Source organism: Oscillibacter valericigenes, from assembly GCF_021531435.1.
GTDB classification, from domain to species: Bacteria; Bacillota; Clostridia; order Oscillospirales; family Oscillospiraceae; genus Oscillibacter; species Oscillibacter valericigenes_B.
On the sequence record NZ_JAFBIS010000011.1, the window covers coordinates 65,770 to 86,026 of the forward strand.

Consider the following 20,257-nt stretch of genomic DNA (forward strand, 5'->3'; position numbering starts at 1 on the left):
CCTTTCTCAAGCTCTGGTGTTGGCGTAGAACGCTTCGATCTCCGCCTGCTCCCGGCTCATGCCCTTTTCCTCGTACTGGGCGATGGAGCGCAGCATCCGGTCATAGTCCTTGGGCATGACCTTCTTGAAGCAGGGGATGTAGCTCTTGAAGGCCGCCAGAATTTTTTTGCCCCGGGGAGAGCCGGTGGCGGCCACATGCTCTTCGATAAGAGTGCGGAGCTCCTGGATGTCGTGATCCTCCGTCAGGGTGTCGGTCAGCACCTGCTCCTTGTTCAGCCGCAGGTACAGGTCGTGGTGCTCGTCCAGCACGTAGGCGATGCCGCCGGACATGCCCGCCGCGAAGTTCTTGCCCGTGGGGCCCAGAATGACCACCCGGCCGCCGGTCATGTACTCGCAGCCGTGGTCGCCCACGCCCTCCACCACGGCCACCGCGCCGGAGTTGCGGACGCAGAACCGCTCGCCGGCCATGCCGTTGATGTAGGCCCGGCCGCTGGTGGCGCCGTACAGGGCCACGTTGCCCACGATGATGTTCTCACCGGGCTTGAAGCGGGTGCCCTTGGGGGGATACAAGATCAGCTTGCCGCCGGAGAGACCCTTGCCGAAGCCGTCGTTGCAGTCGCCCTCCAGGGCCAGGGTGAGACCCTTGGGGATGAAGGCGCCGAAGGACTGCCCGCCGCCGCCGTGACAGGTGATGACGTAGCTGTCATCGGGCAGGGTGTCGCCGCAGGTACGGGTGATTTCGGAGCCGAACAGGGTGCCGAAGGCTCGGTCCGTGGAGGAGACCTGCAGGTCCAGCTTGCCGGACTTCTTGCCCTTCAGACTCTTGCCCAGCTTTTCCAGCAGCACGCTCATGTCCACCGTCTTTTCCAGGTGGAAGTCGTAGACGGTGCTGGGGTCGAAGTGGGGCACATGGTCGCCGTAGGGGTTCTGGAGCAGGGCCGTCAGGTCCAGCGTCTCCGCCCGGTGGGTGACCAGCTTTTCCCGGACCCGCAGCAGGTCGCTGCGGCCCACCAGCTCGTCCACGGTGCGAATGCCCAGTTTCGCCATGTACTCCCGCAGCTCCTGGGCCACGAAGTACATGAAGTTGATGACGTATTCCGGCTTGCCCGCGAACCGCTTGCGCAGCTGGGGGTTCTGGGTGGCGATGCCGGCGGGGCAGGTGTCCAGATTGCACACCCGCATCATGCAGCAGCCCATGGTGACCAGGGGCGCGGTGGCGAAGCCGAATTCCTCGGCGCCCAGCATACAGGCGATGGCCACGTCCCGGCCGGTCATCAGCTTGCCGTCGGCCTCGATGACCACCTGGGTCCGCAGGCCGTTTTTGATGAGGGTCTGGTGGGCCTCCGCCACGCCCAGCTCCCAGGGCAGGCCCGCGCCCATGATGGAGTTCCGGGGGGCAGCGCCGGTGCCGCCGTCGTGACCGGAGATGAGGACCACCTGGGCGCCCGCCTTGGCGACGCCCGCGGCGATGGTGCCCACGCCTGCCTCGCTCACCAGCTTCACGCTGATGCGGGCGTTGCGGTTGGCGTTCTTCATGTCGTAGATGAGCTGGGCCAGGTCCTCAATGGAGTAAATGTCGTGGTGGGGCGGGGGAGAGATGAGGCTGACGCCGGGGGTGGAGTACCGGGTCTTGGCGATCCACGGATACACCTTCTTTCCGGGCAGATGGCCGCCCTCACCGGGCTTGGCGCCCTGGGCCATTTTGATCTGAATTTCCTGGGCGCTGCACAGGTACTCGCTGGTGACACCGAAACGGCCGGAGGCGATCTGCTTGATGGCGGAGCACCGCTCGTCCCGCAGCCGGTCCGGAGATTCGCCGCCCTCGCCGGAGTTGGACTTGCCGCCGATGCGGTTCATGGCGATGGCCATGCACTCATGGGCCTCCTGGGAGATGGAGCCGTAGCTCATGGCGCCGGTCTTGAACCGCTTGACGATGGATTCCACCGGCTCTACCTCGTCGATGGGGATGCCGCCGTCCTCCGCGAACTGGAAGCCCAGCAGACCCCGGAGAGTGTGGGGCTTGTCCGCGAAGTCCACCAGGGCGGTGTACTCCTTGAAGGTCTCGTAATTGCCCTCCCGGGTGGCTTTCTGCAGCAGCAGGATGGTCTTGGGGTTGTACATGTGGTCCTCTTTGTCGGGACCGGAGCGCAGCTTGTGGATGCCCATGGAGTCCAGGGTGGGGTCAAAGCCCAGGCCCAGGGGGTCAAAGGCCTGGTTGTGGTTCCACTCCACGCCCTCGCCGATCTCCTCCAGGCCCACGCCCTCCACACGGGAGACGGTGTTGGTGAAGTACTTGTCGATGACCTCTTTGTTGATGCCCACGCACTCGAAAATTTGCGCGGACTGGTAGGACTGGATGGTGGAGATGCCCATTTTGGAGGCGATCTTCACGATGCCGTGGAGAATGGCGCTGTTGTAGTCGTTGACGGCGGCGGTGGGGTCCTTGTCCAGGAGGCCCAACGTCACCAGCTCCTCCACGCACTCCTGGGCGAGGTAGGGGTTGATGGCCTGGGCGCCGTAGCCCAACAGCGTTGCGAAGTGGTGGACGTCCCGGGGCTCGGCGCTCTCTAAAATCATGGAGACGGCGGTGCGCTTTTTGGTCCGCACCAGATACTGCTCCAGGGCGGAGACCGCCAGCAGGGAGGGGATGGCGACATGGTTTTCATCCACGCCCCGGTCGGACAGGATGATGATATTAGCGCCCTTCTTGTAGGCCCGGTCCACGTTGACGAACAGCTGGTCCAGGGCGTTCTCCAGGGGGGAGCCCTTGTAGTACAGCAGGGAGATGGTCTCCACATGGAAGCCGGGGCGGTTCATGTGGCGAATTTTCATCAGGTCAACGGAGGTCAGGATGGGGTTGTGGATCTGCAGAACGGTGCAGTTCTCCGCCTTCTCCTGCAGCAGGTTGCCGCTGGAGCCCACGTAGACCGTGGTGTCGGTGACGATCTCCTCCCGGATGGCGTCCATGGGCGGGTTCGTCACCTGGGCGAAAAGCTGCTTGAAGTAGTTGAAGAGGGGCTGGTGGCGCTCGCTCAGCACCGCCAGCGGCGTGTCCACGCCCATAGCGGAGGTGGGCTCGGCGCCGTCCCGGGCCATAGGCAGGATGGAGTCCTTGACCTCCTCGTAGGTGTAGCCAAAGGCCTTGTACAGCCGGTCCCGCAGCTCCTGAGAGTGGGTCTCCACCCGCTTGTTGGGGATGGGGAGGTCCTTCAGATAGACCAGGTGGGCGTCCAGCCACTCGCCGTAGGGCTGCTGGAGAGCGTAGCGGCGCTTGAGCTCGCTGTCGTCCACCAGGCGGCCCTGGCGCAGGTCGGCCAGCAGCATCCGGCCGGGCTGGATCCGGGATTTCTTCACGATTTTTTCAGGCGGGATGTCCAGCACGCCCACCTCGGAGGACAGGATGAGCTGGTCGTCGTCGGTGAGATACCACCGGCAGGGCCGCAGGCCGTTGCGGTCCAGCACCGCGCCCACGGTGTCGCCGTCGGAGAACACGATGGCGGCGGGGCCGTCCCAGGGCTCCATCATGGTAGCGTAGTAGTGGTAGAAGTCCCGCTTCTCCCGCTCCATCTTCTTGTCGTTGGCCCAGGGTTCGGGGATGCACATCATCACCGCCTGGGGCAGGTCGATGCCGTTCATCATCAGGAACTCCAGGGTGTTGTCCAGCATGGAGCTGTCGGAGCCGCTCTGGTCGATGACAGGCAGGACCTTGTCCATGTCGTCCTCCATCACAGCGGAGGACATGGATTCCTCCCGGGCCAGCATACGGTCCACGTTGCCCCGGATGGTGTTGATCTCGCCGTTATGCATGATGTAGCGGTTGGGATGGGCCCGCTCCCAGCTGGGGTTCGTGTTGGTGGAGAACCGGGAGTGGACCAGGGCGATGGCGCTCTCACAGTCCGGGTCCGTCAGGTCGGCGTAGAACTTGCGGAGCTGGCCCACCAGGAACATGCCCTTGTAGACGATGGTCCGGCTGGAGAAGGAGGAGATGTAGGTGTTGACATTGGACTGCTCGAACACCCGGCGGGCCACATACAGCTTGCGGTCGAAGTCCAGGCCCTTTTCGCAGTCGGCGGGGCGCTTCACGAAGCACTGGCAGATAGTGGGCATACAGGCCAGGGCCTTCGCGCCCAGGACCTCCGGGTGGGTGGGGACGTCCCGCCAGCCCAGGAATTCCATGCCCTCCTTGGCCACGATGATCTCCATCATCTTCTTGGCCTGGGCGCGCTTGAGGCGGTCGTTGGGGAAGAAGAACATGCCCACGCCGTAGTCCCGCTCGCCGCCTAAGGTGATGCCGTCGGCGGCCGCGGCCTTTACCATCAGCTTGTGGGGGACCTGGAGCATCAGGCCCACACCGTCGCCGGTCTCACCGGCGGCGTCCTTGCCGGCGCGGTGCTCCAGCTTTTCCACGATCTTCAGGGCATTGTCCACGGTCTGATAGGATCTCCCGCCCTTCAGATCCACCACCGCGCCGATGCCGCAGGCGTCGTGCTCAAACCGGGGGGAGTAAAGGGGATAGTTTTTCTGGTCAGTTCCCGTCATGGGGATCACTCCAATCGATTAGGAATTAGGGAATATTCGCCGTAGGCGAATCTATTCTAATTATTTTTGCCGCGACATGTGCGTGGCGAAAATACCAAGACCCGTGCGCCCTTGGGGCGCACACACCAGTGACCGATGTCACTGGTGGTAGGGGATTTAAAGGGGGAGCCTGCTCCCCCTTTAACGGGTATAGGAATCGATGATGTATTGGGCCATCTCCGCCAGCTTCATGCCGCTGTCCATGCTGCGCTTCTGCAAAAAGCGGTGGGCTTCGGCTTCCGTCATGCGGTTGACGTCCATTAAAAGCTCCTTGGCGGTGCGGATGAGCTTTTGCTCCTCCTCCTTTCGCTTGGGAGGCGGATGGTGCAGGTTCTTTTCCTCGAACCGCCGGAGCATATCCAGCGTGGCGAAGAAGTCGGACCGGGCGGCGGGGGTGGCCAGCTTGTAGAGGTTCTCCCCCTCGCACATGTCCAGGTTCACGGCGGAGGACACCACCAGCAGTACGGCGGTGCCCCGCAGGTCGGCGGCAAGGTCCGTGGCGGTCATGTCCCGGAGCTTGAAGCCGCAGATGACGATGGCGCTGCCCAGTTTCCGGGCGGTGCGGATGGCCTCGGCACCGGAGGCGCAGCACGCGGCGGGCTCCCAGCCGTCGGATGCCAGCAGGCGCAGGATGCGGCGCTGGGCCTCTTCACTGGCAAAGGCGACCACGATCCTGTCCATGACTTCATCTCCTCTCCGGCTGGGGTCTTACACGGCTTAGTACGTTACCAGATATTTGTCCAGCTCCCACTGGGAGACCTGGGTGCGGTATTCCTCCCACTCCCGCAGCTTGCCGTTGATATACTGGGCGGAGGTGTGGGGGCCCAGGGCGTCCAGCACTACGCTGTCCGCTTCCATGGCGTGGATGGCGGCCTCCAGGGTACCGGGCAGGCTCTGGATGCCACGGGCGGCCCGGGCGTCGGGGGTCATGGCGTAAATGTTCTCCGCGATCTCCGGCGGCGGGGTCAGGCCGTGCTCAATGCCGTCCAGTCCGGCGGCCAGGCATGCGGCGAACACCAGGTAGGGGTTGCAGGAGGGGTCCGGGCTCCGCAGCTCCACCCGGGTGCCCTGTCCCCGGGGGGCGGGGATGCGGATGAGGGCGGAGCGGTTGGAGGAGGACCAGGCCGCGTAGCAGGGGGCCTCATAGCCCGGCACCAGCCGCTTGTAAGAATTCACCAGGGGATTCGTCAATGCGCAGAAGCCCTGGACATGGGCCAGCAGGCCCGCGATAAATTGATAGGCCAGGGGGGAGAGCTGTCCGGGGGCGTCGGGGTCAAAGAAGGCGTTTTTGCCGTCCTTGAACAGCGACATGTTGATGTGCATGCCGCTGCCGGCCGTACCGGGCACGGGCTTGGGCATGAAGGTGGCGTGGAGGCCATTCTTCTGGGCCAGGGTCTTCACCGCCAGCTTGAAGGTCATGATGTTGTCGGCGGCCCGGAGGGCGTCGGCGTACTTGAAGTCGATCTCATGCTGTCCGGCGGCCACCTCGTGGTGGCTGGCCTCGATCTCAAAGCCCATCTCCTCCAGGGAAAGGCAAATTTCACGCCGGGTGCTCTCGCCGTGGTCCAGGGGGCCCAGGTCGAAGTAGCCCGCCTCGTCGCTGGTGCGGGTGGTGGGACGGCCGTCCTCATCGGTCTGGAACAGGAAGAACTCCAGCTCCGGGCCGGCGTTGAAGGTGTAGCCCATGTCCTCCGCCCGCTTGATGACCCGCTTCAGCACGTTCCGGGGATCGCCGGCGAAGGGGGTGCCGTCGGGGTTGTGGACCTCGCAGATGAGCCGGGCCACCTTGCCGTATTGGGGCCGCCAGGGGAGAATGGCGAAGGTGTCCAGGTCGGGGTAGAGGTACTGGTCGGACTCCTCAATGCGGACAAAGCCCTCGATGGAGCTGCCGTCCATCATAATTTCGTTGTCCAGCGCCCGCTGGATCTGGGAGGCGGTGATGGCCACGTTTTTCAGCTGGCCGAAGATGTCGGTGAACTGCATCCGGATGAACTGGATGTCCTCGTCCTCGACCAGGCGGAGGATGTCCTCCTTGGTGTATTTGCCCATGAACAGTCTCCTTTCACATTGAAAGTCTGTGTTTTATACTTTAAAGTAACATCGCCTGAATAAACAAAAAATGAGCGCGGACGACCCAAGAGGGGGCGCCCTTGCTCTCTCTTTTTTGAATTATACGAGCAAAAAACCCGCTCTGTCAACGGTTTTGGCCGTGACAGGGCGGGCTTTCGACAGATTTCGGGAACTCTTCTAAATGCGGCCCCCGCATGGAAAAAACCTTTGTGCAATTTCCATACGGCAAACAGATGTGCTCCTGGGACACACATTATTTTTCGGCGGAGAGGCAGACCACGTGGCAGATGCCGGGGATGGACTCCCCCTGGAAGCTGGAGGTGGGGGACAGCAGCGCCCCGGTGGGGGCGAAGAGGATGCGCTTCCATTTTCCCGACCGCATCCCGGAGAGCAGATAGCCGTTGAGCACCGAGGCGGAGCAGCCGCAGCCGGAGGCGCCGGCGTGCATGTCCTGGGCCTGGCGGTCGTAGAGCAGCAGGCCGCAGTCCTGGAAGTTCTCCCCCAGGTCCACGCCGTCCCGGGAGAAGAAATCCCGGACGATGGCGTGGCCCAGCTCCCCCAGGTCGCCGGTGACGATGAGGTCGAAGTCTTTCGGCTTCGTCCCGGTGTCCCGGAAGAAGGCCGCTAAAGTATCGTAGGCGGCGGGGGAAGAAGTCAAGGGTGCACCATGTGGAAAATGTTTTCAGTTAAATTCAACGCATATTCCTCCCCTGAAGCAAGACGATTTTGACACTATGGCTTTTTTACCAATTAGTCAGGCTTAAACTTGACTATTCTGCCATATTATGGTGTCCTATGCAGTTTTTGTGGAATCTCAGGCGGTCAAAATTGCTTCCTTGTTTAGTTCAATATACTCGAGGGCCTTTTCATAGGCATCTGTGAACTTGAAAGAGATAGTAATGCGGCCGCCCTCATGAACGTATATCTTGTCAATCAATTCGACTACCATCGCTCGCGTGAGAGTATCTATTTTCCCATATTTTTTGAAGTGAGAAATAAAATCGTTGTCTTCGGTAATGCCATTTTTGAACTCCTCATTCGTTCGCTTAAGGTTTTCAAGTGCCTTTTCAAGAGAAGTGGTTTTCTCGGTTAATTGTTCCTTCAGCGTAAAGTATTCTTCTTTAGAAATGATTCCACTTTTCCAATCGGGGTACAGGTCGATTATCATTCCTTTGAGCTTTTCGAGTTCTGCGGTGTGAGTATCGATAGCTGAGCAGATGTGTGAGGACTCTTTCTTTTTTACCGGACTAGAGTTGATCCGCTTGATCAACTTATCCATTTCAACCGCAGAATCAATCATCCCTTGAATAGATGCAAGTACTGCCAGTTCCATTTTATCTATTCGGATAGTATGATTCGTACATGATGATTTTTTCATCTTTCTTGAGGTGCCACAGCGATAATAGTGATACGTCCCATATGGGTGGGAATTTGTTTTTTTGTTCATTGCACGCAGACAGTCCGCGCATCGTACAAATCCGGAGAACAAATCAACTTCACTTTTTTGGGGGGCTTTACGAATGAATTGATTGAAAAGCGACTGCGCCTTATCAAAAGTCTCACGGTCAACGATTGCCTCATGGGTGCCTTCAACTATTATCCAGTCCTCTTTTGGAATTGCCCTGCATTGCTTAATCTTATAGCTTATTGTCGTGTTTTTACCTTGAACCATGTTCCCAACATACATTTCATTGCGAAGTATACGACGAACAGAACTATCTGGCCAAAGCCCATCGAGCTTTTTCCCAGCTGGATGTTTGTAATTGAAACCTTTAAGCTTTTTATATGCGGTAGGATTAGGAATGCCCATTTCATTAAGATCTTTTGCGATGCCAATGATACTGCAGCCATCAATAAATTTTTCAAAAATCATACGCACGACTGGTGCGGTCTCAGGATCTATGATTAGTTTGTGATGATCGTTAGGATCTTTCATATACCCATACGAGGCAAAAGACCCAATGAATTTTCCCTGCTCACGATTGACATTCAGCGTTCCACGAACATTGACAGATGTCGTAGCAGCTAAGCTTTCGTTAATTACATTTTGAACGCCAACCGTAATACACCGGGTAGCAGCATTCATATTATTTGTGGCAGTATCTATTCCGTTGTTGAGTGCTATAAATCGGATCTGGAGACGAACAAAGATATTATCCAAATAATTACCAGCATCAGTATAGTTTCTGCCAAAGCGCGATAGGTCTTTTACTATGACGCAGTTTACATCCCCGCTATAGATGTCTTCCATCATGCGGATAAACCCAGGGCGGTCAAAATTGGTTCCAGACCAGCCATCATCAATATAGAAATCGTGTAACTCAATGTCTGGATGGAGTTTGAGATACTCTTTGAGAATTTCTCTCTGGGATGTGATTGAGTTACTTTCGACCTTATCGCCGTCCTCTCGGGAGAGGCGAATATAAAGAGCGGCTTTCCATGGTTTTGCAACCTGTGGAAGCCGCTCAAGTAGTTCTTGATATTTGGCCGAAGCCATATAAGAGCACCTCCATCAACTATGATGGCGGTATGCGTTCTTTTCTACACACCAAAAGTATAGCATATCGCCCGGAATAATGCAATTGGATAGATTTTACAGTTTCAGTTTGAACTTAGTAGCGAAGCCAATAATGCTTCGAAACTCTTTTCACCCGCAAATTCAATTTTCACAGCAATGTCTGAAACCTTGAAAAGATAGGGGTTTTTGATTTGCTGAATATAGGAATCGAGGCGTTTTTCTACGCTGTCAGAAGGATTCAGTTTTACGGTTGTGATATCAACCAGTTGTTCCTTATCGCAATTCTCAATTTCAGACTTGCTGAGTTGCTTTAGTTCTTCTGAGCTGATCATCATACACCAACCTTTCCTATGCGAAGTATTGCCAACAATCCCTAAATTAACCAAGGGAGATAGTTTTACGCCCTTCTATAATGAATGTAGAAAAGAGGGGGTCTTTGACCACCCATCAAGAAAACTTTTTTTGATAATATAAAGAAAAAAGGCGGAGGCCCTGAAGTTTCACAGGGTCTCCGCCTTTTGAGTGTTTCTGAATACTAGATCGCAAGGAGCGAATTATGTTTATTAGAGATTAACTGTCTTTTTTCAAAGTGTTCTTAATGATCTTTAAGCATGGAGCTTGTTTTTGCAATTAGTGATTGTATTTCTTTTCCGGTCTGAACTGAATCCCGAAACTCCGGAGCAAGAAACAGCAGAGCGCTTCTGATGTTTAATAAATCCGTCCTGTCAATAGTCTCCTCTTGAAGATGTTTGTGCGTCTTAAAATATCTTAGTCTGATTGGCTCACTGACAGACTGGGGTGCGAAATACGAGACGATGATCCCATCGATCAGAGCCGTTTCTTCAGCAGAAAAACACATGATACTCCCTCCCAATTCCTACATATGGTAGCACAAGTATGTCCACCGTACAAGATACTCGGCGAGAGAGAAATAATCAAAAACCTCGTATGATTTCACGCATTGACAATTAGAGAAATCTGTGCTAAGGCACCTCACCTTCTGATACCAAAACAAGGTATCAGAAATTTTTTTATTTTTTTCTTCTTGGGAGGGTGGTCAAAGAGGGGGGCATTTCTACATTCATTACGAGAGGTGCATTTGAAGTGTTTTACATCTTCTCAACCGCAGTCTCTCACTCTATCCCCTGGCAAGTGTACCTTGAAAAATGAATACGACTCCAAGACATCACCGTGTTCGAGCCACTATGAGCAAGTGAAAGAAGATCGGTCAATCTTCGTTGCGACGACAGCACGGGAAAATAATGGTACTCTCGTCCGGCTAGGTCACAAGCCGAGGGACGACGCACCCACAAGCATGGGCCGAGGCTGAAATGCCTGTGCCCCCGAGACCAGGGGGCTTGGAGTCGATTTTTAATTGCGAGAAGGGAGGTGTATGAGATGAGCTGCAAACAGAAGAGACAGTTGGTTCGATTCCCCAAAGTCCGTATACTGAAACAGTGGTTCAGACATTTCAATGATCATAAAGAGTTCCATAATGAAGGGAACCTTCATCTTTTTAGCCTGATGGCACTTTTCAGCTATGCGAACTTCAGATCGAATGAGCGAGTCATCAATGGGGTGAGATACATGGAGGCACCCGGCCAGTGGGTCTGTAAACTGGGTTCTTTGCCCAGAATCCTTCGGGTTCACTCCAAAGCACAGGCACTGGATCTGATGAAGTACTTTGAGGAAAAAGGCTTCCTGCAATTCGAAGTTATTGATGAAGATCAGGAGATCATCCGGTACACCATCAATGACTGGAAACGCCACTGTACGCATTTGGCGTATAACTACTACAGTTACAAAGGATCTGGCTTCTTTTTCTTCCCGCTGCCGATAGGCCGACTTCTCCTAAGAGCCGCAAAAACTGAGGGACGAATTGTGTTCAGCGAGTTAGACGCACTCATGGACATGTGGCTTCACACGATTGTCAATGACCCGTCTGTGAAAGGATCGGAATACATGCCGGTCGTCTACTACTCCAATATGCACGGTATGCCGCTCCTCTCATATACCTACCTTGCAAAGCGCTGGGGTTGGTCTAAATCCCGAGTCGGTCGATTTATGATCAAAGCCGGTGAATATGGAATCATCAGCCGCGTGAGCTTTTCCAGTTCTCGCGGCTCTGTTATTTCTGTATGTCGGTATCGCGAGATGATCTACGGAGATGCCTGTGAAGAACTGGAGCTCCATGGAATCGGAGAAATCATAGGAATTGGCAAAGCGATTGATGTGGTCAAAGAGGGCCATGAGCAGATCAATGTCAGCATCGAAACTCGCGTCCCACCGGCAAAAACAATCGGTCGAGCGAGGAAAGCCTTGAAAATACAGGTGTTTGTCGTATCTCGATCCTCTTTTTTTGCGCGGCAGATTCCTTTAGTCTTCTATACGGCTTTAGACTGGGAAGTGTGTAAAGAAGAACAGGGTAATCGTGACCCGCCCAAAAATGCAGCAGAAAGAAGGGAGATGAAAGAATGAAATCTGATAGCGTGCCTGCATTCGCACTTGAAAAGGAAGCCTTGAAAACTGAGATTGAGGCTGGTATTCAGACAGGTGTTGAGCAGATGGCGTCTGGCCAGAAAGACAAGAAACCTGTGGAGAAATATCACAATACCCGGCACCTTCTTCGACAGTATCGGAAGGTAGCCTATGCTGTGGAAATCTCTGAAACCGACATGAATGTCAGAATGGAGATGGAGCATGGTATCAGGTTGTCCACACTAAAAGTCAATGCGGAATTGGCAGGAGTGGACTTGTCCGGCTCCAAGATTGAGAGCTATGCGAGGACTGTCATTCGAAGCAAGAATATGCTCCAGATCATTGAAAATGCGTTGGATGCAGTGAGAAAGGATCCGGATCATGGGGAATTGATGTACCAGATTCTCTATCTCACATACTTCACGAAAAAGCGACTGCCGAATCGAGATGCCATTTTGATTGAGCTCGATCGTCTGGGTTTTCCTATGTCGATGGTGACTTACCATATACGGCCTTCCTCATTCCGACAATGCTGAGCATGATTTCGACACGCGCCTTTGCCGCTGATACCATTTGGACGAAGGCGAGCGCAATCATGCAGGATGTGTATACGCAGATCCTGGGCATCAGCACGGTTGCAGCGGTTGTGACTGCTGCAGTTGCACTCCTTCTGATGAACTTCTCCAGATCCGGACGGACAGTCGATGAGTCCCGTGCCTGGCTGAAACGGATCATCATCACCTGGGCAATTTTGAATAGCCTTGGCTTCATCATGGCCTATGTGACGCCTTTCTTCGCCGGTGGCACCTGGACACCTTGATTGAAAAGGAGAAACACCACATGAAGAAGAACATCATCTGTTTGGTATCCGGAATTGTCGCAGGCATTGCCATGTGCCTGACGGCGGCATACTTCCTGCCTGAAGACAGCCACGACAACGAGTTCGGCTGTTTCTGATGTGATGCAGGAGGTGCTACATGGGTATCTTAGACAGCATTGTTGAATGGATTGCCACGCAAATCATGAACTTGCTGGATCTGGTCACCGGCTCTGTGCTTGGCGCACTTGGCTGTGATATGAGCACTTTCTTGCGTTACTTTCCTGCCGCAGAGACTCTCTACGATGTGTTCGTAGCCATCGCTGTCGGCTTCATCCTGTTGAACCTGGTGTGGCAATTGTTCAAAAACTTTGGGCTTGGTGTGGGCCTCAGTGCGGAGGATCCCATCAAGCTCTCCATCAAATCGATCATCTTCATCTTTCTGGCGCTTTTTGCTGACCAGATCATGGTGATCATCCTCAATATTGCTGGAACGCCTTACAGTTGGATCGTTGACACCGCTCTGCCTCCAATTGATTTTGCAAGTTTCGGGAGCGTTCTCACTGTCATCATCGGGTGCCTCGCATCCGGATCTGTGAGTCTCATTGTCATCATCCTGGTGATTATAATTGCATGGAACTTTATCAAACTTCTCTTTGAGGCAGCAGAAAGATACATCCTGGTCGGTGTCCTCGTCTACACCGCACCAATTGCATTCGCAACGGGTGCCGCCGAGAGCACATCGAATGTGTTCAGTGCATGGTGCCGGATGCTCGGAGGGCAGTTGTTCCTCTTGATCATGAATGCATGGTGTTTGAGGCTATTTACCAGCATGGTTGGTACATTCTTAGCCAACCCGCTGTCCATCTGAGGAGGAGAACGATGAAACGAAAAAGAGTATTGATGCCTTTGCTGCTGGTATTGCTGCTGTTTGCACTATCCACAACTGCTTTTGCCATCGATGAGAGCGAAGTGGAAAGCGCCATCGCAGCATCCAGTCGTGAAGAAGTTGCCGGCAATGTCTTCATCTGGTTCCTCTGCGCAATTGGCTTCTTAAAAGTCAGCCAAAAAATCGATAGTTTTATGGCTTCTCTGGGAGTCAATGTTGGAAGAACCGGTGGAAGTATGCTGGCAGAACTCCTGGTTGCCGGCCGTGGGATTGCAACGGCAGCCGGTGCCCTGGGCGGAACTGCCTTTAATCGGCATTCTTCGCACAACACGCAAGGGAGCAGTCAAGCCGCTGGTGCAGCGTTTACTGGCGGAGGAAATGGCATTGTCAGCGTCACAAGGCGCGCAGCCGGGAATGCCGCTGCCGCAAGTGCGACCGGATCCGGCTCTGGATTGAGCGGTTTAGTCGGTGGCGCAATGTTCGGCTCCAGCTTGAAAAACGGGGGTCATTTTGCTACGAGTGTCATTGGTGCAGTCGCAAAAGGAAATATTTCTACGGTTGGCTCCATCACTGGCGAGAAGGCTTCGGAGGCTCTGAGCAGTTACATGGGATATTCCGTTGCAGCCAATGAAGTCAACTCTGACGGAGGGATTTCCGTTCCCACTGCGCCGGGCCCTGCTGGGGATGAAGTGACGCTTGACGGTGGAACCGCTGCGGGTGCTTCTCCCATCGCGGTGCCCACCCAGGGCGGCAGTATTGGAACTTCGCCCGGTGCCTCTGCCAATACGGCAGGTGTTGAGCAGCAGAGGGCTGCAAGCGGCGGGAGTACTCCCGTAGCCAGCACTCCGCCCACGTTCCGTGATGTCGAGATTGGTGGGGGTCGGATTACCGGACATGAGGTCTCAGCAGATGGGCAATCCGATCGCGAGTTTGCCATGTATAGTGCTGAACAGTACATGCCTCCAACCGGCCCATATGAAACCGTGCAGACCGTAGACGGTGCCTCTTGGTACCGCCAATACGCACAACCCGTCGTTGAGAAGACCCCGTATCAAGGGGCGGATGACAAGATCAAGTATGATGAACGGATTGTTTCTCAAATGCCCCCTGTACCGAAAAGAAAGGACAAAATCTGATGAGTGATGAAACCAGGCAGGAGAAGTCTTCTGTCGAATCCACAGTTGGCGGCGCTGCTAAGACCGGCAAGGCGATTGCGAATATCGCAAAAGGAGCCGCAGTAGGTGGTGCCCACGGTGCCGCTATTGAGGCCGCGAAGACTTCGAAAAAATGGATAGTAGTCATTGTGGCGCTGATCGCACTCCCTATCATCATTGTTGCAATGCTGCCGTCCGTGATCTTTGGCTCACTTCTGGGAGATGGAACCGATACGCCCAACGGTATCAGTGATAATGCTGCCTTGATACAGAATATGACTGATATCAACAGCGGTATCAGCATGATCCTTTCCGAAGGATTGACCGATGTGCTCGATCGTATCGAAGCTGACTTTGCTGCTTCCGGTTGTGATGGGAAAGAGATCAACAATCCGTTCGGATCTGATGTCGTGTTCAATGCCAACGCTTTTGTCTCCCAGTATTGTGCCTATAAAGACACTGACGCAGCCTCTATCTCGCAAGAAGACATGGAGGAACTGCTTTCGGCAAACAAGGGCAAGCTCTATTCCTTCACTTATACTGATGAAGAGCGCGAAGTGACCTCCGAATCCTCTTCTGAGGATAGAGAGGCGGAAACGAGTGAGGACGGTTCATCCGAGGGTGAAACTTCCGAGACCACTTACGAGACGATTCGAGTTTACACCATCGCCTATAATGGCGAGGCCTACTTTGCCGACCAAGTGTTTCACCTTTCTGACGCTCAGAAACTCCTGGCAAGTCAATATGCACAGAACCTCACAGTCCTTCTGGGCGATGGTGTTTATCAGGGTCTCAGCGACACCGAGTTCTCTGCCATGGGCCTTTCCTATGATGGAGTTGTATTTTCAGATGGCTCCACGCAGGTTGTGTATTACAACCAGCTGGACGAGCGTTGGAAGTATGAGCCCTATGGTACAGATACGATCGGAGGCTATGCATGTGGGCCTACTTCGATGTCTATCGTTGTCTCCAGCCTTACATCCGAGACCGTTGACCCACCGCACATGGCCCAATGGGCTTACGAGAACGGCTACTGGTGCAGCGGCAGTGGTTCCTACCATTCACTCATTCCCGGGGCTGCTGAAGCTTGGGGGCTGACTGTCGAAGGATGTACGGCATCTGAACCGCAGCGCATTGTGGATGCCCTGACGGACGGGAAACTGGTTGTGGCGCTTATGACAAAGGGCCACTTTACCTCCAGCGGACACTTTATCGTCCTTCGCGGCTGCACTTCTGGTGGCAAGATCCTCGTTGCCGACCCAGCCAGCTATCAGCGCTCTGAGAAGTCCTGGGATCTCGCCATCATCATGAATGAAGCCAGCAAGACTGCTGGCGCAGGTGGTCCTTTCTGGATCATAGGTAACTAATTGCAGAATTGAGGCCAAATATGAGCAAACCGAATGAAGAACGGGATATCTACTATATCCCGCCAAACTTTCTAACAAGTGGGCGCTTATTTGGCGGCATGATTCGAGCACGCAATGCTATTGAGGCTTGCGTGCTCGTTTTACTATCAGGCTTTCCCATTATCAAGTTGCCCCTTTCACTTACTACACGAATCATCCTTCTCTGCCTGATCTCGCTGCCGCTGGGTATTTTCGCAGTAGTGGGCTTTGAGGGCGATTCCCTGTCCGAGTTTGTGGTCAACTGGCTGAGGTGGCTCATCCACCGCAGAACCCTATACCGTTCCGATGCCCAAGCGCCCGAGCCCGAAACCAAGCCGCCCAAGGCAAATCCGGCATCTGCGCAGCACACGCCTCCTGAGCAATTGGGGATCCGCATCAAGCAAAAGCCCCAAAAGCGTAAGCGGCGCAAAAAGCCCAGACAGCCTGCAAAGCATACCTCCAAGCAAACCTCCAGGCCTTCCAAGAAGAAACAGCCCCCCAAGGCGGAAGACTTTATCCCAGTCAAGGATATCAGAAATGGCATCATTGAGACCACGGATGGTCGATATATCCGTGTAATCGAGGTTGAGCCGATTAACTTTCTGCTTCGCAGTGTCTCTGAGCAAAAAAACATCGTTGCCAATTTCGCGAGCTGGATGAAGATCTCTCCGGTGAAAATTCAAATCAAGGTTCTCACTAAGAAGGCTGACATTGAGAAGCACCTCAGGACGATTGAGAGAGATATGGAGGCAGAGGAAAACCCCAAATGCAGGGAATTGCAGCTGGACTACTACCACCTCATCCAGACAATTGGCTCACGGGAGGCGATCACCCGTCGTTTCCTGGTTATCTTTGAGTATGAGGCTGTGACCAACCGTAAGCCTGAGTACTCTGAGATTGTCTCTGAGCTGGAAACTGCGGTTCAGACAGCAAGGCAGTATTTCCTGCACTGCGACAACGCTGTGGTCGCTCATGAGGACGAAAATGCCTTCCTCATGGAGATCATCTATACCGTGTTTAACCGTGCCACCTGCGAGTTGAAGCCGGTTGAACGGCGCGTAAGAGAGCTTCAGGCAGCCCGTCCAGACACAGACATTTCTGTTCCAATCCCGTTGAAGAGCGTCCTGGCACCTGAGTCCATTGACCTGACGCATGGGTCGTATGTAGTGGTGGACGGTGTTTACCACGCATATCTGCTTGTTCCCTCAGAAGGCTACAACCCTCGTGTTGTTGCGGGATGGACAAGCATCCTGGTGAATGCCGGAGAAGGAATCGATGTGGATTTCTTTTTTACAAGAGAACCGAAAGAGAGAATTCAGACCAAGCTCGGCCAGCAGATCCGGATCAACCGAAGCCGCATCAAGGATGCCTCGGATACGAATACAGACTTCGATGACTTCGAGAGTGCAATCCGGTCCGGCTACTTTCTGAAAGAAGGCCTCGCCAACTACGAGGATTTCTACTACTGCAATACTTTGGTTACCATCACCGCAGACACCCTTGAGAATCTGGAATGGCGTATTTCCGAGGTTCGTCGCCTCATGATTTCTCAGGATATGGATATCCGAATCTGCCGTTTCAGACAGGAGCAGGCGTTGCTCTCTGTTCTGCCATTTTGTAAGCTGGACAAGAAACTCTTCGAGACCAGTAAAAGGAATATGCTCACATCATCAGCTGCAAGCTGCTATCCATTCACTTCGTTTGAGATGAGCGATGAAAACGGTATTCTGCTGGGCGTCAATCAGCACAATAACAGTCTGGTCATCGTTGATATCTTCAACAGCCGCACCTACAAAAATGCCAATATGGTTCTGCTTGGCACCTCCGGAGCCGGCAAGACCTTCACCCTCCAGTTGATTGCCTTACGAATGAGGCGCAAGGGTACGCAAGTGTTTATCATCGCTCCTCTGAAGGGCCATGAGTTCCTCAGAGCCTGCAACAACATTGGTGGCGAGTTCATTTCCATCAGCCCTGCTTCGAAGCAATGCATCAATGTCTGCGAGATACGCAAGCAGGATCAGAGTGCGAATGAGCTAATTGACGGTGTCGTAAACGAGAATTCCATTCTGGCCAAGAAGATCCAACAGCTTCACATTTTCTTCTCCCTTCTGATTCCAGATATTTCCCATGAGGAGCGGCAGTTGCTCGATGAGGCGCTTATCCGCACTTACGAGAAGAAGGGAATTACCCACAACAACGACTCACTGATCGATCCGGAACATCCTGAGAAGTACCGTGAGATGCCTCTCCTGGGTGATGTCTATGAGATCCTCATGGAATCCCCAGAGACAAAGAGGATGGGAAATATCCTCAATCGCCTGGTCAACGGATCCGCTAAAACCTTCAACCAACACACGAACGTCCAACTGGATAATCCCTATACTGTCCTGGACATCTCGGAGCTGACCGGCGAACTTCTTCCTGTCGGCATGTTTGTGGCGCTTGACTATGTCTGGGATAAGGCGAAAGAGAACCGCACCAAAGAGAAGGCAATCTTCATTGACGAGGCATGGGAACTGATCGGAGACGATGACACCAATAACCCCAACAACGCGAAAGCGCTTGCTGGCGAATGGGTTCAGGAGATTTTCAAGATCATCCGTGGCTACGGTGGATCTGCTGTGGCAGCCACACAGGACATCGGTGATTTGGATCGAAGCCGTTTCGGCAAAGGCATCCTGAATGTTGCAAAGACCAAAATCATTTTGAATTTGGAGGATGATGAGGCCCGACGAGTCCAGAATATCCTTCATCTCTCCGATGCTGAGATCATGTCCATCACCCGCTTTGAGCGAGGGCAGGGGCTGATCTCAACCAATTCCAACCATATCACTGTTTCGTTCAAGGCTTCCCCTCTGGAGAAGCAGCTCATCACTACGGATCGCATGGAGCTGAACCAGATACTCCGTGAAAAACTGGCTCAGAATACACATAATGTCGAGAATTGACAACGCACATTCCGTCGCACTTACAATTCGTCTACATTATGCGTAGCAGCATTTTTTCTCTACACTATGCGGTTTTCTAAGTCTACACAAAGGAGCTTAAAATGAAGTTCGCAAATGAAGTTCGAGGGCATGAGGTGGCCGTGATCATCAGGTTATTGACCATCTTCGGTGTCGTTGAACAGCGTCAGATGCGATTGCTCTTCAATCATATGAGCAACCGTGCCTACGGCCAGGCTCTCTCGCTACTTCGGCGTGAGGGTCTGGCCTACTTTTCACCGGATGGCCAATATCTCGCGACCAGCCGTTACTCCTTGGACCACAAGAAGACGATTGAGTCGGTCATGACATTCTGGGCGTTCATCAAAATGCGAGATAAAGTACAGGAATTCTGTGCAAGTGAGCCGCCCGCCATCCTTTCATTCTCATCGGCTGCCAAGGATTATGACCTGATCCCCGGTAGTCGGAACAATATCCCTTCCATCAATGTTGCTCGCGCTTCAATCCCGGAGGCGACTGTTCGGCTGATTGTGGTCGATAAGTTGGCCTTCCTGGATGAAATCATTCCAAGGTCTGCCAATGACTTCGGCTTACTGGTGGGATCAGATGGCGTAGAGCAAATCTATCAACTGTGAGGTGCCGACATGGAAAACCCCAAATATATCCTCCTTATGAGGCAAGTCGCATCTGACTTCGATGGCATCAGTCACGAGCTTTTCCAGATTGCAAATGACCTTGAGCGTATTGAGCAGTTCAATCCCCAGCAGAAGCTGTTCGGTCTGGTTCGTGGCGCTGAAGTATCAACGGTGTCCCTGAGAAACCTTACTGCGAGAACGGTTCACGACGATGTGGCCCCGTTTTACAGTGAGGTTGCTGACCTTCTCGGAATCAAAATCGAAGAAAGCCACGACTGGATCAAAATTACAGTTCCTGCGATCCTTCCCAAGCGGAATCAGCGTGACAATCAAGCGTTTCTGACACGTCCTCTGCGGTATGCGCTGCTTGACTTTCTCAAGGAGAATCCGATGGAGCGCTTTGGAGCGTGTGCGATCTGCATTGTCCACCAGTATGATGAAGCACTCGGAATCAGGCGGATTCGTGATTACGATAACATCGAGACAAAACGCTATCTGGATGTCATCGAGTCGATGCTGCTGACCAACGACAGCGGCCTGCTTTGCACTGTTCTGCAGGCAACGCAGGTGGCTGACCGGGATTGCACGGAGTTCTATCTCATGCGTCCGGAAAGCCTTCCTGCATGGGCCAAAACCCACATCAAATCAACTACCAAATTCTGCTCTGAGTGAAGGGCAGAAATAGGTAGTGATTTGGCGCACTTCGACTGTCTGAACTTAAGGAACGCAGAAATAGGCAGTGATTCGATGTGCGATTTTTGCCTGGGTGTTTTTGGCTTGGGCAGTTT

Annotated in this window: 16 protein-coding genes; 9 read left to right on the top strand and 7 right to left on the bottom strand. The window is 53.8% G+C overall.

Features of this window, described 5'->3' with window-relative positions; genetic code table 11:
* Positions 1-6: 6 nt before the first annotated feature.
* The 7 genes from gltB to JQM68_RS07930 all read right to left on the bottom strand — a co-directional run bounded on the left by gltB (position 7) and on the right by JQM68_RS07930 (position 10,025).
* Positions 7-4,539: a glutamate synthase large subunit gene (gene gltB, locus JQM68_RS07900; protein WP_235222461.1), complete on the bottom strand. Its 4,533-nt coding sequence runs from the start codon at positions 4,537-4,539 to the stop codon at positions 7-9.
* A gap of 180 nt (positions 4,540-4,719) precedes the next feature.
* Positions 4,720-5,259 (bottom strand): ANTAR domain-containing response regulator, encoded by a 540-nt coding sequence (locus JQM68_RS07905; RefSeq protein ID WP_235222462.1) that lies wholly within the window; start codon positions 5,257-5,259, stop codon positions 4,720-4,722.
* Positions 5,260-5,295: 36 nt separating this feature from the next.
* Positions 5,296-6,627, bottom strand: coding sequence for a type I glutamate--ammonia ligase (gene glnA / locus JQM68_RS07910; RefSeq protein WP_235222463.1), 1,332 nt, complete (start codon positions 6,625-6,627; stop codon positions 5,296-5,298).
* 274 nt (positions 6,628-6,901) lie between these two features.
* Positions 6,902-7,306: a stage V sporulation protein AD gene (locus tag JQM68_RS07915; RefSeq protein WP_235222464.1), complete on the bottom strand. Its 405-nt coding sequence runs from the start codon at positions 7,304-7,306 to the stop codon at positions 6,902-6,904.
* Between the two features lie 156 nt (positions 7,307-7,462).
* On the bottom strand, positions 7,463-9,145 hold the full coding sequence (locus tag JQM68_RS07920) for a recombinase family protein (protein ID WP_235222465.1): 1,683 nt from the start codon (positions 9,143-9,145) through the stop codon (positions 7,463-7,465).
* A 104-nt stretch (positions 9,146-9,249) separates the two neighbouring features.
* Entirely contained in the window at positions 9,250-9,501 is a 252-nt protein-coding gene (locus JQM68_RS07925; RefSeq protein ID WP_235222466.1) for a DUF6870 family protein, read from the bottom strand.
* 260 nt (positions 9,502-9,761) lie between these two features.
* Positions 9,762-10,025, bottom strand: coding sequence for a hypothetical protein (locus tag JQM68_RS07930; RefSeq protein WP_235222467.1), 264 nt, complete (start codon positions 10,023-10,025; stop codon positions 9,762-9,764).
* Between the two features lie 539 nt (positions 10,026-10,564).
* Between JQM68_RS07930 and JQM68_RS07935 the strand changes: the two genes are divergently transcribed.
* The 9 genes from JQM68_RS07935 to JQM68_RS07975 all read left to right on the top strand — a co-directional run bounded on the left by JQM68_RS07935 (position 10,565) and on the right by JQM68_RS07975 (position 20,141).
* Positions 10,565-11,644, top strand: a complete 1,080-nt coding sequence (locus tag JQM68_RS07935; RefSeq protein WP_235222468.1) for a hypothetical protein — start codon at positions 10,565-10,567, stop codon at positions 11,642-11,644.
* Positions 11,641-12,180: a hypothetical protein gene (locus tag JQM68_RS07940; RefSeq protein ID WP_235222469.1), complete on the top strand. Its 540-nt coding sequence runs from the start codon at positions 11,641-11,643 to the stop codon at positions 12,178-12,180. The genes JQM68_RS07935 and JQM68_RS07940 overlap by 4 nt, the downstream gene beginning before the upstream one ends.
* Before the next feature lie 59 nt (positions 12,181-12,239).
* Positions 12,240-12,464: a hypothetical protein gene (locus JQM68_RS07945; protein WP_459558689.1), complete on the top strand. Its 225-nt coding sequence runs from the start codon at positions 12,240-12,242 to the stop codon at positions 12,462-12,464.
* 157 nt (positions 12,465-12,621) lie between these two features.
* Positions 12,622-13,332: a hypothetical protein gene (locus JQM68_RS07950; protein WP_235222471.1), complete on the top strand. Its 711-nt coding sequence runs from the start codon at positions 12,622-12,624 to the stop codon at positions 13,330-13,332.
* Between the two features lie 11 nt (positions 13,333-13,343).
* Complete coding sequence (locus JQM68_RS07955) at positions 13,344-14,486, top strand: hypothetical protein (RefSeq protein WP_235222472.1); 1,143 nt, start codon at positions 13,344-13,346, stop codon at positions 14,484-14,486.
* Positions 14,486-15,871, top strand: a complete 1,386-nt coding sequence (locus tag JQM68_RS07960; protein WP_235222473.1) for a C39 family peptidase — start codon at positions 14,486-14,488, stop codon at positions 15,869-15,871. Before JQM68_RS07955 ends, JQM68_RS07960 begins: the two co-directional genes overlap by 1 nt.
* 20 nt (positions 15,872-15,891) lie before the next feature.
* Positions 15,892-18,837: a VirB4 family type IV secretion system protein gene (locus JQM68_RS07965; protein WP_235222474.1), complete on the top strand. Its 2,946-nt coding sequence runs from the start codon at positions 15,892-15,894 to the stop codon at positions 18,835-18,837.
* 101 nt (positions 18,838-18,938) lie between these two features.
* Positions 18,939-19,469, top strand: a complete 531-nt coding sequence (locus JQM68_RS07970; protein ID WP_235222475.1) for a DUF5697 family protein — start codon at positions 18,939-18,941, stop codon at positions 19,467-19,469.
* A gap of 9 nt (positions 19,470-19,478) precedes the next feature.
* On the top strand, positions 19,479-20,141 hold the full coding sequence (locus JQM68_RS07975; protein WP_235222476.1) for a DUF6100 family protein: 663 nt from the start codon (positions 19,479-19,481) through the stop codon (positions 20,139-20,141).
* Positions 20,142-20,257: the final 116 nt, after the last annotated feature.